Genomic DNA, 15397 nt, shown 5'->3' on the forward strand with positions numbered 1-15397 from the left:
AGCTTGAACGGTTGATCCGCATGCGCGGCCAGCAATGCACTGAGCACGGCAATCGACTGGGTCGCCACCACCGCCAGCAGCCAGCCGCCATTGATCCCGCGATCCAGTGTGGGCTTGCTTTCCTTGATGGTGAAGGCGGCGAACACCGAATAGGTCAGCGCCAACCACAGTACGATGGCCACCAGCCACAGCACCAGGCTGCCGCGGACGTTGTCGGCCAGCAGCAGGCACTGGCTGCCCAGGATGCTGGAGGCGGCCACCATGGTGAAGAAGCCCGGCCCGCGCAGGTGGTCGGTGAGATCGCTGGCGAACAGTCGCGGGTAGCGGACAAGGCGGGCGACGTAGAGCAGCCAGAGCAGGAAGTAGATCCCGAGGTTGAGTCCGAACATGCCCCACGCCAGCTTCGGCAGGCCCAGTCGCCAGGCGCCGATGGAGACGACGCCCGTGGCCATCACCATGCCGAAATAGGCCGGAGAAAGGCCGCCCAGCGCGGAAGATGGATAGTGCAATACCCGATGCATATGGCGCTTCCAGGGTGGTCAGTAGCGAGGCCGCGGCGCTCGAAGCGAATATCACGCGGCGAAGCGCGGTGCTGGCCCGTCGACGTATGTAACGATCGTGCCAACGGCAGATTAGAGTGATCAGGCTGGCTGCAAATTGACCGCGGTCAATTTCGCATCGGTGGAGGGCACGGATACAGTTTGGCGGTACACCGGATTGGTTTGATGTGCGAGCATTCATCACTCCAAGATGCATACGAACGTCCTCCCCATGAGCAAAAGCCTGTTGCAAGGTGTCCGCCCTTCGCTCGACCTGAAGGGAGCCCGTACCAGCCTGACGCCGGTGCGGGTACGGCTGCTATTGGCATTGCAGATTCATGGCTCGATCAGCGCTGCCGCGCGCGCCGTGAAGATGAGTTACAAGGGGGCGTGGGATGCGATCGCCGCGCTGAATACGTTTGCCGCCAAGCCATTGGTACAGACCGAACTGGGCGGCACCGGCGGTGGTGGGGCACGCCTGACCGAAACCGGGCGCCGGCTGCTGGCGTTCTACCAGGCGTTGGATGCGCTGCAGGTGCGCGCGCTGTCGGGGGTAGTTGAAGGGGACTTCAATCAGCTGTTGCAGAGGGTGAACAATCTCATGCTGCGAACCAGTGCAAGAAACCAGTACGACGGCACCGTCTGCGCACTTCAGCGCGGCGCGGTGAACAGCCAGGTCACGCTTCGCCTCGATGGCGACGACGAGCTGGTGGCGATCATCACCAACGACAGCGTGGACAATCTGGGGCTGGCCGTCGGCGTCAGTGCGATCGCGCTGATCAAGTCGTCGTTCGTGATCCTGTCGAAGGACGAAGGCCTGCGCCTGAGCGCGCGCAATCGCCTGCGCGGCATCGTGTCCAGTTGCAGGAAAGGTGCCGTCAATGGCGAGGTAGCGCTGGAGCTTGCTGCCGGCAAACAGCTGGTAGCCACGATCACCAACGACAGCATCGACGACATGGAAATCGTCGAAGGCATGGCGATGAGCGCCATCGTCAAGGCCTCCCATGTGATCCTGGCGGTGGCCGTCTGAGGGATGTGTCGTTGGCGCGCCATGCATCGGGCAGGGCGGCCGGCCGGCGATCCGTGCCCGGGCAGGGGCGATCCCGCATCGCACCCCGCAAGTGATTCCGTCGACGAGCATCAAGGGGACTACTGGTGGAGACTTGGCTCTCGCGCATCGAGCCCGTGCTGCATGAGACTCTCGGGCATCGCGATGCCCATACGGCGGTCCATTGCGCCCGGGTCGGCATGCTGGCCCTCGCGCTGGCTCGCGTGTTCGGCCTCTCGGGCAGCGATCTGCTGATCCTCGGTACGGCCGCCCGCCTGCACGACATAGGCAAGATCGGCATACCCGACGCGATCCTGCGCAAGCCCGGCCCGCTGGATGCCGCCGAGTGGGCGATCATGCAGAGCCACAGCGAACGCGGCGAGCGCATTGTGCGCGCCGACCCCGGCCTGCCGTGGCGGGACGACATCGCCCTGGTCATCCGGCATCATCACGAGCACTACGACGGCAGCGGTTACCCGGACGGATTGCGAGGGCAGGCCATACCCCTGCTGTCGCGCCTGCTCTCCGTCGCCGACAGCTATGACGCAATGACCGAACCGCGCGCCTACCGCCTGGAGCGCTCCCACCGCGAGGCCATGACGACGCTGCGGGACGAAAGCGGCGGCAAGCATGATCCGCAAATGGTGGATCTGATCCTGTCCCGGGACGAGACTTGGTTCATGCAGTTCGGCGAGAGTCGCGGGTAATCATGCTGCGCACTGTGATTCGAGTCGCAAGCGCTTCGATTATGAACAAATGGAAAAGATTTAGGCGAGCAGGGGCCGGATTCAGCCTCAGTGACTCAATGCGGAGCTTGCCAGACACGCACTGATAATCACGATCATGGATTGTGTTGTATCGCCGATAGCGGTTCTATTGAGGTGATTGGAATAGGTCCTTGGGGGCGCATAGCGTCACGCGTTCCACCGTCTTGCCAAAAAAGTGATAACCGGAACCACCTTCGGCTAGGAGATCGAGAAGCTCGTCCACGGCGCGCACGCGGGTTCCTCCGATCACGGTGACGCCGCGACGGATGTAGGGCTCGGCGAGCAGAGTCGCCGTGGGCCCGATTACCGCCGCCTGGGCGCCGGGTCTAAGCAGGCTCAGCAGGCTGTCCAGTGATCCGTTGACCAGCGTGGTGCCGGTGGTGATGAAGATGTCGGCATTTGGGATCACCTGGGGCGCCCGCTCGGCGGGCTCGTAGTACGGCAGCTCGTCTGGCTTGAGCGTAGCGGGGTCGAGTTCCAGCACGTTGAACGGCTGGCCGCGCTTGCGCAACATGCGCATGTAAGGCGGGAATGCGCCGACCAGCGCAACGCGGTCACCCGGCTGCATCGGCAGGGCGTCGAACGCATCACCTTCGCGCACTTCGACATCGGCGGGTGGCCCATTGCGCAGCCATAACGTTTCGGCGAGCGCATTGAGCGTGGCAATTGCCAGGCCGCGCCGAAGGTCCTGAGGCCGATATAGGTCATCAAGCACATGGCTGATCGTGCGACCGCGGATCTTTCCCGGCACCGGCATGGCCCTGGCCGAGCTGGGGCAGCAAACGGCTTCGGGCACGCTCTTGATCGGCGTCGCGCACAGGCCGCCAGCGCCGTTGGATAGTTTGACTCCGGTAAAGAAGATGCCGAGCACGGCACGCTCCAGGTAAAGGGTCTGGGCTTCGGCGCCCAAACGCAGCAGTACTTCGGCATGCAGTTCGGCCAGCAAGCTGGCGGGAGATGGGATAGTGTCGGTGATGATCATTAGCATGCTCTCGGCGACGAGGAGAGGGAGAGCCGATACGCACTGTCCCCGGTGCGCACGGCTCGCGGGCGGCGGACTAGCAGGCGGAGGGCTTGCGTGCGAAGTGCACCTTGGTCTGACCATATTCGCCAGCAAGGTCGTGCCGCTCGGGATGGGCCAGACCGGCCTGTTCGAGGCGGCCGCCGAATCGCTCGATGCCGCACAGCGAATGGCTGTCGGTCAGCACCGCCTTGTCGAGGTCACGCAGGCCACCGGGCGCGGTTTCGCATGCTTCCAGGCAGAACCAGTGGGCCAGGCAGAGTTCGCCACCCGGGTCCAGGCAACCGGCGAGCGCGAGCAGTGCATCGTCGATGGATTTGCGCACCGCATAGAGACTGTGGAACACGATGACATGGTCGAACTGGGCGGGGAACTGCGGCTCCAGCGGGGTGCCGCCCACGACCTCGCAGCGGGCGGATACGCCGTGGAGTTCCAGCAATTGTCGAACCCGTTCCACCGTTTCCGGAGGCACCACCACGATGAGCCTGGCCTGCGGAAATCGTTGGGCGATGGCGGCGCCAAACAAACCATGGCTGCCGTCGAAGCAGAGCAGGTTCAGCCACTGGTCCGGGTGCTGCGCTTGCCGCTCCGCCAGGTGTGCGGCCAGGCGGAGTGCTTCGCCCAGGAACGGGTCATGCGTGGCCGCCACTTCGGGTGGTGTGTTCTGGATCCATTCGTTGTCCATGAAGAGGCCGAGATCCGACCAGCCACAGTGGGGCGCCAGCAACTGCTCGAGCGTTTCCGCCTGGCACCACTCGCTGCTGTTGCAGAGCACCCCATGCATATGGTTCGCCAATGCATAGGCGTTGCCCTCGCGCTCGACCAGGCCGAGATCCTGCAGCGTCTGCAGAAACGCACCCAGGTGGGCGCCGCGCAACTGCAGCGCCTCGGCGATGACCGGCCGCTCGGCCGGTCCATGCTGTTCCAGCCAGTCGAACAGGCCGCAACGATAGCCCGCCAGCAACGCTTGGAAATTCTTGTAGCCGTCGACGGTGCGCCTGATCGCCGCCACCGACGGCAGGGGCGTCAAGGCACTGAGTCGCATTAGTTCGTGGATCCGGGGCAGGTTCATGGCATGACTCCTTGGGTTGCGGTCTGGGTTTGCTGCGTGGGCGTGGCACGGCGTGGTCCGCCGGCAAGGATCTCGGCAACTTGTGCATGCGTCAGCGTCGTACCGTAGATTTCGCGATAAAAGCGCTGCGAGCGCTCGATCATGTCGACGTCGGTGAACAGGGATGGATGAAATTGCTGGGCGGCCCACAGCACCATCAGGGGTTGCTCCGAGGTGCGGTTGCCCCACGTGTGGGCGCCGCACGGGGCAATCAGGACGTGGCCTTCACGCACGGCGCGGAGCTTGGCGAAGCGCGGGTCGGTGCGTACGCCGACCGCTTCTTCCGGGCTGGATACGATCAGGAATTGCGGATTCCACGCCAGCAATTGCTCCATGCCGAAGCTGTACGATTCGGTGCGCCGGTGGTTGTCGGTGACGCTTTCGCCGCCTGCGGCGCGGATCCACCATTCGACGATCAGGTGCGGCTGCGTCAGCGTCTTCGGGCTGAAATAGAGCACGCTCGGACGCCTGATGTTCTTGCCGCGCAGGCGGTCGCCGACTTCGTCGAGCAGGCTGTCGAAGCGCGCGGTATACCGAGCGGCGGCCACGGGTCTTTCCAGCAGGTCACCCAGCAGATTGACCACGACCTTTACGTCTTCGGGTTGCCGCCAGGCCATGTACAAAGCGAGCAGGCCCGCGCGACGCAGGCTCTGTGCGGTGCTGCGGTCCATGGTCAGCACCACGTCGGGCGCCGCCTGCAGCAGCGCTTCGAGATTGGCGCTGCGGTCGAGGTTGGCCAGCGGTGGCAGGGAAGCCAGGCGCGGCGCGAAGCTGTACTGATAGTTCCAGCGTCCTTGGCGTCCGAAGGTACCCAGCCCGTTGATGATCCTGTCGCCGGCGCCGACTGCAAACAGCAAGCTGTTGATCACCGGTGTCGCGCCAAGCGTGACGACGCGGTCGACGTGCACCGGTACGCTCACCGCGTCGCCGGCCATGTCGTGCACGATGTGCATGTCGGCCGCATGGCCCGGCGACGCAAGCAGCAATGACAGCAGCAACAAGAGGGATGGGAGTCGCATCGTCGGGATCCGGATCAGAGTAGAGGTACGCAAGCCAGAGGTACCCCGTGGTGCGAGATAACCTCGACCGGGGTCTGGTAAAGCGCGGACAGGGAAGGGCCCTGCAACACCTCGGTGGCCGGGCCGCAGGCACCGACCCGGCCACCGGCGAGCGTCACCACCAACGAGCGCAGCAGCAGCGCGTGCTCGGGTTGGTGGGTAGTGAGCAGTACGGCCAGGCCGTCGGCGGCGAGGTCGCGGATCATGCGCAGCACCCGTGCCTGGTTGCCGAGATCGAGGCTGGCCGTAGGCTCGTCCAGCAACAGCAGGCGTGGTTGTTGCGCCAGTGCGCGTGCGATCAGGGCGAGCTGACGTTCGCCACCACTGGCCCGGTTGAATGGTCGGTCAGCCAGCCGGCTTATACCGACACGCTGCAAGGCTTCATGTGCAAGCTGTCGGTCACGGGTTCCGGGAGTCGCCAGCGGCCGCAGATGCGGGGTGCGCCCCATCAGGACAATATCAAGAAGCGATAGGCCGCTGTCACCGGCAGCCTGCGGCACGTAGGCCAAAATGAGAGCGCGCTTGCGCGCGTCATGTTGCGCAACACCATCGATACGCACGCAGCCGCGCTCGGGCTGCAGTGCTCCAATCAGGCAGCGCAACAGGGTGGTCTTGCCGGTGCCATTGGGTCCGAGCAGACAGAGAACGTCGCCGGTATCCAGCGCTAGATCGATCCCGTCGAGGATGGCGGGTTGCCCGGTAGCTCGCCGGTAGACCAGTTGTTCGACGCTCAGGATCATTGCCGTCTTGCCCGCGCAAGAATGATGACGAATACGGGGGCGCCAAGGATCGCGGTGACGATACCTAGCGGCAGTTCCGTGGCAAAAGCGCTGCGGCACAGATCGTCCACCAGCAGCAGGAAGCCGGCGCCCAGCAGGATCGATGCAGGCAACAAACGTGCATAGGCCGGGCCGATCATCAAACGGCCCAGATGAGGCACCAGCAGCCCAATCCAGCCGACGATGCCGGAAATGCTCACGGCCGCGGCGGTCATCAGGGTGGCTGCCACAATCAGCATGACGCGCAGCCAGCGCACCGGCACGCCGAGCGTTCGCGCTTCGTCGTCGCCGGCCTCGAGCACTTGTGTGGGCCAGCGCAGCAGGAACAGCGCGACGATGCCGAGCGCGCTGAACGGGGCGGCGAAATACAGGTCGGACGCAGTGACTCGACCCAGGCTGCCAAGCAGCCAGAATACGATGGTCGGCAAGGTGTCTAGGGGATCGGCCAGGTATTTGGTCGCCGAGGTCAGAGCCTGGAACAACGCCGAAACAACCAGTCCGGCCAGCACCAGAACCAATGCGGAATCCTTGCCCAGATGTCCGGCAATGAAGATGGCGGTCCCGACGGCACAGATGCCGCCAGCGAACGAGAAGCCCTGGACGGCCAGTGCGCCGCCGCCCAGCAACATGGCCAGTGCGGCGCCGAAGCCGGCACCGGACGAGACGCCAAGGATGGCCGGCGAGGCAAGCGGGTTGCGAAACAGGGTTTGATAGGCGGCGCCGGCCCCTGCGAGGCTGGCGCCGACGAGCATCGCGGCCAGCACGCGCGGGAGGCGCACCGCCAGTACGACGTTTTCGATGGCTGGCGAGTATCCCGAGGCTTTGTTGGCCAACGCCGACCACAACACGTCGATCACCGTTTGGATCGGCAGCCGGTAGCGTCCGAGCCCCATCGAAACCATGGCGAGCACCAGCACGGCCAGTGACAACAGCAGCAAGATGCCATAGCCCGGCCACCCGGCGTGCGCCGGGGAGGCCGTGCGTACGGTGGGTGCGGCCGTCGATGTCGTCGGCATGCCCATGCAGCGCTCAGAGCTTCACGTTGAAGGTGAGTGCTACCGTGCGTGGCGCGCCGGCGTAGTACGACGTGCTCGCGTTGAGGTTAAGGTCGCTGGAAGAGACGAGGCCGATGTAGTTCTTGTCGAACAGGTTGAGAACCGACAGGGTGACGCTTGCGTCACGCAGGGCGCCCGCGTTGCTCCACTCGTATCCGGCATGCAGATCGGCGAGGAAATAGCCGTCCACTCTCTCCTTGTTGAGGATGTCGCCGTAGCGCTTTCCGACGTAGCGCATGATGGGGGCGACGTTCCAGCTCCGGTAGCGCCAGTTTAGTCCCAGCTTGCCCAGTACCTGCGCCGCGTCGGGGACTTGCTTGCCATCGGTGGCAATCGCCGCGCCGCTGGTAGTGCGGATGTTTCCGTCGAAGGCAAAGCGGTTCCATGAGGCGGCAAAAGTCGCGGCCAGCGCCTTGTTGAGCTGGTAGCTGCCTTCCAGTTCGATGCCCTTGGCGATGGCCCGCGCGAAGCTCTGGTAGTAGGCCACCCCGATGATTGGGTCATACAGGCTGACCTCCTTGTCGCGCGACCGTGCGTAGTACACGTTGGGCGCCAGCGTCAGCCGATCGGTGTCGTAACGCAGGCCGAGATCGAGGTTGTCGGAGATCTCCGGCTTGAGGTTGGAAAACACGCGCTGCAGGCTGACGCCCTTGTCGACGAACGCCTGGCGGTTGCTGCTGTAGGTCGAGGCGGCCGGCCCCCAGTCGGCGCGTCCCATGCGTCGACCGTAGGCGGCGGTCAACGCGAGCGACGCGTTGAAATCATGACGCCACGACAGGTTGGGCAGCCAGCGGTAGAAGTTCTTGCTGCTCACCTGTTGCCAGGGATCGAGCTTCGGGTTGTACGACCAGATCTGGCCGTAGGTGACGTCGGGCAGCGCCGGAGTGATCTGGTAATACGAGAGGAACGGCTGTTCCTGTTCGGCCAGGCGCAGGCCGCCGGAGAGCGTGTTCTGGCCGAAATTGCCGGTCAACTGCAGGAACGGGCTGCGGAACTTGTGCGTGCCCTGCTTCGAAAGCAAGGCCCACTTGTTCCAGACGAGATCGCCGCCGGCAGTGGGCGTGTAATCCTTCTGGTAGACCGGAGGCGGCGGCGACTCCATGTTCATCCACCAGTAGCCGGCGGTGAAGTCGAGATTTGGCGTCAGCTGCAGTTCGTACTGGGTCAGGAAGCCTCGCTGGGAATGCACTTTGTCCCAACGGCGCACGTTTCGCCCCGATGCAGACAGACTGTAGCCCTCGTCGTCCCACCAGTACGGCCGAAACGTGAACTTGCCGTGCTCGCCGATCGGAAGCACCAGGTTGCCGATGATCGCGACGTCGTCGGACTGCTGGCGATTGAAACCGCAATAGAACTGTGGATTAGCCGGGTCCAACTGATTGTCGTAATCATAATTACGCCAGTTCGACTTGTTCTGTGTCTGTGCGAACGTCATCGATCGATACGAGTTTCCGGCGCTGTGACTCTTCATTGCGAACAATTCCAGTCGACCGTCGGTACCGATCGGCTGGGCCACGCCGATCGTCAGGTTGCGCTGGCCGTCGGGCGACTTTCCGCCCCCTCTCCACTTATCGGCATTGACGTACGATGTCGAAACAAACATTGAGGTGCCGGTCGCGACCAGCACGCCGCTGTCAGCACGAATGAACGTGCGGGAGAAGGCATTGGTGCCAAAGCCCTGACTCAATTCTAGTGACGGCGCTTGTTCGGGCCGCCGCAGATTCATGTTGAGCGCACCGGTGGTGTTGGATACGCCAAATCCCACGTTGGCCGGCATTGCACTGCGATACAGCTCGTAACTGGCCACGTTTTCCAGGTCGACCAGGTCGCTGCCGCCGACAATGCCGGCAATCGGGATGCCTTCGACGTTGCTCGTGAGGTGGAAACTTCCCTTGCCGCGCAAGTTGATGCTGCGGTTGCCGAAGCCGTATCCGTCGCTTGACTCGGTGTCGACCGAGGGCATCATGTCGAGCAACCGATAGGGATTGGTCTGTGCGGGACCGCCGAGAGTCTGGATACTCTTGCCGGACACCGTGCTGTGCGCCCAGGGTTTCGAATCCGGCTGGCTGAGCACCGTCCCCGCTTTGGCGTGGACGTTGATGGCGGGCAGTGTTTGCGTATCCAGCGGGGTGGATGGCTCCGCAGGCTGGCTTGCCCGAGCAGCGGGTGCCGGGGATTCATTGGCGGCGGCCGGACTGAGGGCAAGCCATGCGGCAATCGCGAGGGTGAGGGCCAATGGAGTGGGGAAACGCGCTGTGGAACGCATGGGGTGCTCCGGTGATTGTCAGGGGGATGTAGCGGAAGCGATGGGCGCGAGTCGGTCGAACCACAGTTCGAGCGCGTCCAGGCGAGGGGGCAATTCGAGGGCGGCATGGCCGCTGAAGCTGCGCCAATGGACGAGGTGGCGTTCGGCCACCGCGGTCAGTACGGGGACCTCTTCGCTCATCAAGGCCAGCAATTCGGCGGCAAAGCCACCGCCGGCGACCTCCATCACGCCGAAGCGGTTGACGATGACCAGTTCGCTGTCGATCGCCAGCGCCCGGCGCAGCACGGCGCTGGCGGCGGCGATGCCGCAGGGGTCCAGACCACACGATCGGGAACCGGGACCAAGATCCTGCGAAAGCGGGAAGCGCTCGCCGGTGTCGATGTCGACCAGCAGCTTTTGCTCGCTCTCGCCTGCGTATTGCTGTAGCAGGCCGAGGATGCGCCGCTGCCGTTGACGCAGGCACTCGGTGAAATCGGCCAGCAGGCCATCGACCACACGACGTTCGGTGTAGACGATGGCTGCGATGTGCGTGCTGGGATACGGATTCATGATGCCCGTTGCTGAAGCGCGCCGGCTTCGTGATGCCTGGGGTCCACTGCATGCCTTGCCGGGGGGCAGGGCGATCCCTGGCTAGTGGGTGGCTGTTTCCGTGACCGGTTTGAAGCCGAATGGCACCAGCTCTCGTTGGGCCGCCGGTGACATCAGGTAGAGCGCGAAGCGATCGGCCCGGGCCTGGCGTGCCGGGTCCGCGGAATGGAACAGCACCGTCATGCCGTAGTCGATCGGCAACTGCAGCTCCGCGGGAAGCTTCACGACAACAAGCTCGGAATCCGGCACGGTGCCGCGCGAACTGCAGTAGCCGAAGAACACGTCGACCTTTTCCTGCAGCAGCAGCAGCTCCTTGCCTGAAGGGGGCTTGGCGGGAACCGCGGCGGGGATGGAGCCGCCCACCATCTTCCGGGCCTTGGCCTCGAGGAGCTTCCTCGCGCCAGGGCGCACGGTTTCGGCCTTGGCGAACCATGCCCAGGCGTAGTCGCCACCGGGATCGGCAACCGGGGTGGACGTCCCGATCCTGATGGACGGCTGCAACAGCTTGTCCAGCACATTCGCCGGGGTGAGGCCGATGTCGTGACGCGTAGTCAGGCACAGGCTGTTGCGGGCGAATACCACGGCCGGCGTGCCTCTGCCGGCGGCGGCGAGCCGCTGTGGGTGAGCCATGTTGGCCGAGAGGTAGACGTCGGCGTCGGCACCCTTTTCGATGCGTTCGCGCAGCAGGCCGGCCGGGCCGTGGAGGATCGTGACCGCTTGCCCGGTGGCGGCGGTGTACTGGCGGATGATCGGCTTCATGACGCCGGTGAGACTGCCGGCGGCATAGACTTCCAGGGGCGGCGTCGTGGCTGCACTGGCACCGAGGCTGGCCAGCGCGGCCACGACGAGTCCGCCGCAGGCAAGGAGCTTCGTCATAGCAAGTCGACCTGAATGGATGCACGTATCGTGCGTGGAGCACCCAGCGCGCCGGTGCCGCTGCCGGTGCTGTTGTAGCCGTTCTGGCTGCTGGGGGTGATGTTGGCCCAGTAGTGCGAGTTGCCGATGTTGTCCGCTGCCAGCCGCAGTGTTGCCGGCTTGCCGCCGATCCGGATCAGGTAGCGGGCACCGAGATCGCTTACGGTATAGCCGTCGACGAACTGGGCGTTGGCGAAGTCGCCCGGGCGGCGGGTGACGTGGTAGGTGTTCACGCTGAGCGTCAGGCCCTTCACGGCAGGCACGTGGTACTCGACGAGTACGCTGCAGGTACCGCGGGAAAGCCCCAGAACCTGCTTGTTGTCGGTGCTGGCGGAGCCCGTGTCGCGCAGCCTGGGGTCGAGCAGGGCTGCACCGGCGAATACGGTGAAGTCGCGGCCGATGTCCCCGCTGGCACTTAGCTCGAGGCCCCGGTTCTGCTGCAGTCCCTGCAGGCCGAAGACGTTGTCCGGACCGATATAGGCGTAGGGGCGCCTGATCTGGAACAGTGCGACGCTCAGGAACATGCCGCCGGCCTCGACCTTGTAGCCGAGCTCCCACTGCTTGCTGCGGGAGGGCGCCAGATTTTCGCCGGCATTGATCGCGCCTGCTGGTGCACTGTCACCCTGCTGTAGGCTGTCGGCGTAGGTCGCATAGACCATCGACTTCTGGCTGGGCCGGTACATCACGCCCGTGTTGAAACTGGCGCCGCCATCGTCATACGACGACGTGGTGGCGCCTTGCTTGTCGTAGTTGTGCAGCTTGATGATGCTCTGGCTGGCGGCTGCCAGTACGGACCATTGCTCGTTGAGCGCGACGGTGTCGCCGAGGGTGATCGATTGCTGCGTGGTGTTCATCGCCCGGTAGCGGTGGCTGAAGTTCGGAAGCACCGGCTCGGGGAAGCTGACGGGGTGGTCCAGGTTGGCACGGCCCAGCGTCACGGCAGCCTTGGCGAACGGTATGTAGCGAGTCCAGGTAAAGCCGTTGCTGGCCACGACCAGATCGTGGGACAAGCCTCCCGTTTCCCATTTGCCGTTGAGCGCAATGGCGTTGCTGACTATCTTGTCGTAGCTGTAGGTGGTCGTGGCCGCCGTGGTCACGTAGTCACCCGTGTTGCTGGTCAGCGTGTTGGTCGGTACGGTGGATTTGCGATCGTTGGTTTCACGCAACATGCCGGCGGTGAGCTGCCAGTTCGGGCCAAGTTCGGTGCGCAGGCGCGAAGAGAGGATGCGCGTGACATTGTTGTCACCGGCATAAGACTGGCCATAGCCGGGTCGCTGTGGATCGGGTGCCGACGGAAACACCACGCCGCGTGCCAGGCTGAACGTGCCGGGCAGGCCGCGCGTGTGGTAGCGGTAGTAGCTAGCATCGTTCTCCAGCACCGTGGTCGGCGTGAAGTGGACGTCGAAGCCGGCGCTGGCCAACTGGCGCTTGAGGTTGCTGCCCTCCACGTAGCCTTCGCCGTCCTGCTTCAACAGGTTCACCCGGTAGCCATAGCGGCCGGCGTTGCCGATGCGGTCGGCAAAATCCATGTGGCCGATGGCCGACCCGTGCGAATCCTGGCCCAGGTTGAACTGGCGCAGCGGGGTGTCGGTAGGGCGCTTGAAGACGTAGTTGAACGTGCCGGCGGGGCTGGCCGGTCCGTACAGCGCGCCGGCCAGGCCGTTGAAGACCTCGATCTGCTGGAACTGTTCGATCGGGTAGTCGGTGGTGGCGGCGATGTTCATGCCGTCGATGCGCGTGTTTTGCACCACGCCGGCCTGCAGTCCGCGCGATTGCGGCCGGATGTTTTCCCCCTGCACGGAGGGCAAGTAGCGGAATGCCTCGCGCACGCTTTGCAATTGCTGGTTGCGCGCCAGGTCGTTGTTGACCGTGCCGATCGCGTAAGGCACGTCGATTGGCTTCTTCTGCCCCAGCGGGCCGACCTCGACGGTCTCGGCGAGGTAGCTTGCCTGCACCGCCTCGACCTGGACCGTTCCAAGATCGGTTTGCGCGGGGGGCGCAGCGCTCTGGGCCATGGCCAGGGTGCAGTATCCCCCCATGCCGGCAAGCCCGAGCAGGCGATGGATGGTTCGTGTGCGTTTCATGCGTGTTTCTCGATATGTATCGCGGGGAAGCCATGGCAGCGGCACAGGGCACCGGCACCATTGCCGGTGCATGATCTGTCCTGGCGTTCGTATCGCCATGCGCGGCCGTGAGGCCTAGAAGCTGTAGTGGGCGTTGGCGAACCAGGTGCGTCCCGGCATGGGGAAGCCGTCGGACAACTCGTAGTTCTTGTCGCCGAGGTTTCGCCCGCCCGCTTCGAGTGCGAGATCGCGGCGCGGTTTCCAGACCACCTTCGCGCCGGTCGTGGCGAACCCGCTGAGGCCACGGTACAGCGCCGAGGAACCCGCGTAGCTGACCCTGCGGCCGCTTTCCGCATCCAGCGTGGCCACGATCTCCCACTGTTCCGACGGATTCCAGGATGCGTGGGCGAACAACTTGTTGGTCGGCGTGTCCAGCAACGGCACGGCATGGTTGCTGAGGTTGTCGCGATTGAGGTAGGTGTAGTTCACGCCGATCCGCCACTGCTCGCCCAGTCGCTGCTCGAGGCTGACCTCGGCACCGCGATGACGGGCCTTGCCGATGTTCTGTGCCTGGTTGCAGGTGATGCCCGAGCAGGCGTCGGAAAGCACCAGGTTGTTCTGGATCAGGTTGTTGATGTGGCTGTAGAACAGTGCGGTCTCGAGCCACGCGCCCGTCCACGGCGTGCCACGCCAGCCCAGTTCGACGTGGCTGGCCTGCTCCGGCTTGAGGTCGGGATTGGGCAGCGCCGTGCCCATGCGGGCGGAGTAGCGGTCCTTGATGGTCGGGAAGCGGCTTTTGCGCGCCACGCTGAAGAACACTTGCCCGTTGTCCGACAGGTTGTGGGTCAGCTCGGCAAGGCCGTTGGTGGTGTGGGTCTTGCCGGTGGGCCAGTAATAGACTTCGCGTGCCTCGCGCTGGTCGTAGCCCGCGCCGAGGCGCAGACGCGTGGCATCGGCGAGAGTGATGATGTCCTCGACGGCGGCGGAGACGGTGACGTCGCGGTAGCGCTTAGTGGGTGAACTGGGATTGCTCTCGACGTGGATGTCTTCCTTGTAGTGCACGGCCACGTGCAGTTCATGGCGGTCCAGGTTGCTGACCAGCTCGGCCGATGCGCCGCGCGTCTTGTCGGCGTAGTAGCTCGGGAAGCTCTGGTTATTCAGTTGCTGCGCGTAGGTGCCGTCGGTATAGGCGTCCAGACCGTTGCTGTACTTGTCCCCATAGAGACGGAACTTCAGCGCGTGGTCGGCGCCCAGCTGCGTATTGCTGATGAAGTACAGGCTCTCCTTGTCCCAGTAGGGCCAGCGCCAGTAGCGGATGCCGCTTTTCACATCGCCGGCATAGACCGGGTTGCCTTTCTCGCCATCCTGCTTGACGTAGCCCAGCGCGTACTCGTCGGTGTCGTTCGGCGTCAGGCCGATCTTGAACGAGACACGCTTGTCGGTGCGATCGGCGTTCTCGCGATGGCCGCCGGTATCGGTGGGCACCTTCTTCTTGTCGCGGAAACCGTTGCCCAGCGGGAAATTGTCGGCATCGAGCCAAGAGGCACCCGCCTGGAAATACCAGCTGCCCTGGTTCGAGCCGACATTGGCTGCCACCTGGCGCTCGCTGCCGGAGCCCACGCCCACGCGGGCGTCACCCTCGAAGGCCTTGACCGGCTTGCGCGTCACCAGGTTGATCGCGCCGCCCATGATGTTGGGGCCGTACAACAGCGACGCGGCGCCCTTGGCCACCCGTATCTCGGCAAGGTCGAACGTGGTGAAGCGACCGAAGTCGATATAGCCGTCGTAGGGCACGTACTGGGGGATGCCGTCGAGGAATACGGGCACCTGGCGGACGTCGAACCCGCGCACGTAGACGATGTCCTCGTTGCGCGAGTTGTGCGAAAGGTTGACGCCGGCGGTGGTATTGACGGCGTCGCCGACGGTGTTGCGGTTGTAGCGCTCGATGTCCTGCCGGGTCACCACGTTTTCACTGGGGGCGTGCCCGTCCAGTTGGGCGCCGCTCACGACAATGGTGCCCAACTCGAACACCCCCGGCTTGGCATCGTTCCGGGGGGCGGTGGCTTTCTTGCCAGACTGGACCCGGGGCTGTTCGGGTGCCGGCGACTGCGCCGATGCGACGGGTGCATGGCAGGCCAGTAGCAGGGCGGCGGAGAGGCAGGCAGCCAGCGGCGTGAGGCGGATACG

At 64.5% G+C, this 15397-nt stretch carries 13 protein-coding genes; 2 read left to right on the forward strand and 11 right to left on the reverse strand.

Going from position 1 to position 15397, the window contains the following annotated elements; genetic code table 11:
* On the reverse strand, positions 1 to 521 hold a 521-nt coding region (locus RHOFW104R8_RS14795), incomplete at its 3' end, for a tellurite resistance/C4-dicarboxylate transporter family protein (protein ID WP_201030312.1).
* Positions 522 to 771: 250 nt separating this feature from the next.
* Here RHOFW104R8_RS14795 and RHOFW104R8_RS14800 point away from each other — a divergent pair.
* Together RHOFW104R8_RS14800 and RHOFW104R8_RS14805 are read left to right on the forward strand one after the other, a co-directional pair.
* Positions 772 to 1569 (forward strand): TOBE domain-containing protein, encoded by a 798-nt coding sequence (locus tag RHOFW104R8_RS14800; protein WP_068091833.1) that lies wholly within the window; start codon positions 772 to 774, stop codon positions 1567 to 1569.
* Between the two features lie 125 nt (positions 1570 to 1694).
* Positions 1695 to 2294 (forward strand): HD-GYP domain-containing protein, encoded by a 600-nt coding sequence (locus tag RHOFW104R8_RS14805; protein ID WP_201028711.1) that lies wholly within the window; start codon positions 1695 to 1697, stop codon positions 2292 to 2294.
* Between the two features lie 166 nt (positions 2295 to 2460).
* Here RHOFW104R8_RS14805 and RHOFW104R8_RS14810 read toward each other — a convergent pair whose 3' ends face one another.
* The 10 genes from RHOFW104R8_RS14810 to RHOFW104R8_RS14855 all read right to left on the reverse strand — a co-directional run bounded on the left by RHOFW104R8_RS14810 (position 2461) and on the right by RHOFW104R8_RS14855 (position 15241).
* On the reverse strand, positions 2461 to 3336 hold the full coding sequence (locus RHOFW104R8_RS14810; RefSeq protein WP_153021664.1) for a DUF364 domain-containing protein: 876 nt from the start codon (positions 3334 to 3336) through the stop codon (positions 2461 to 2463).
* Between the two features lie 76 nt (positions 3337 to 3412).
* The gene (locus RHOFW104R8_RS14815) at positions 3413 to 4447 is read right to left on the reverse strand and encodes a class I SAM-dependent methyltransferase (protein WP_153021663.1); all 1035 of its coding nucleotides are present in this window, start codon (positions 4445 to 4447) and stop codon (positions 3413 to 3415) included.
* Complete coding sequence (locus tag RHOFW104R8_RS14820; protein WP_082823649.1) at positions 4444 to 5505, reverse strand: ABC transporter substrate-binding protein; 1062 nt, start codon at positions 5503 to 5505, stop codon at positions 4444 to 4446. The genes RHOFW104R8_RS14815 and RHOFW104R8_RS14820 overlap by 4 nt, the downstream gene beginning before the upstream one ends.
* 14 nt (positions 5506 to 5519) lie before the next feature.
* Entirely contained in the window at positions 5520 to 6284 is a 765-nt protein-coding gene (locus tag RHOFW104R8_RS14825) for an ABC transporter ATP-binding protein (RefSeq protein ID WP_082823650.1), read from the reverse strand.
* Positions 6281 to 7345: an iron ABC transporter permease gene (locus RHOFW104R8_RS14830; protein ID WP_201028710.1), complete on the reverse strand. Its 1065-nt coding sequence runs from the start codon at positions 7343 to 7345 to the stop codon at positions 6281 to 6283. The genes RHOFW104R8_RS14825 and RHOFW104R8_RS14830 overlap by 4 nt, the downstream gene beginning before the upstream one ends.
* A 7-nt stretch (positions 7346 to 7352) precedes the next feature.
* On the reverse strand, positions 7353 to 9644 hold the full coding sequence (locus RHOFW104R8_RS14835; protein ID WP_082823651.1) for a TonB-dependent receptor: 2292 nt from the start codon (positions 9642 to 9644) through the stop codon (positions 7353 to 7355).
* 18 nt (positions 9645 to 9662) lie between these two features.
* Positions 9663 to 10193 carry a DUF2478 domain-containing protein gene (locus RHOFW104R8_RS14840; protein ID WP_068091818.1) on the reverse strand — a complete coding sequence of 177 codons (531 nt, stop codon included), beginning with the start codon at positions 10191 to 10193 and terminating at the stop codon, positions 9663 to 9665.
* Between the two features lie 81 nt (positions 10194 to 10274).
* Entirely contained in the window at positions 10275 to 11108 is an 834-nt protein-coding gene (locus RHOFW104R8_RS14845) for a substrate-binding domain-containing protein (RefSeq protein ID WP_082823652.1), read from the reverse strand.
* Positions 11105 to 13231 (reverse strand): TonB-dependent siderophore receptor, encoded by a 2127-nt coding sequence (locus tag RHOFW104R8_RS14850; protein ID WP_201028709.1) that lies wholly within the window; start codon positions 13229 to 13231, stop codon positions 11105 to 11107. The genes RHOFW104R8_RS14845 and RHOFW104R8_RS14850 overlap by 4 nt, the downstream gene beginning before the upstream one ends.
* A 114-nt stretch (positions 13232 to 13345) precedes the next feature.
* Positions 13346 to 15241: a TonB-dependent siderophore receptor gene (locus RHOFW104R8_RS14855; RefSeq protein WP_235605153.1), complete on the reverse strand. Its 1896-nt coding sequence runs from the start codon at positions 15239 to 15241 to the stop codon at positions 13346 to 13348.
* Positions 15242 to 15397 lie beyond the last annotated feature (156 nt).

It is taken from the genome of Rhodanobacter sp. FW104-R8 (genome assembly GCF_001617365.1).
Lineage (GTDB): Bacteria > Pseudomonadota > Gammaproteobacteria > Xanthomonadales > Rhodanobacteraceae > Rhodanobacter.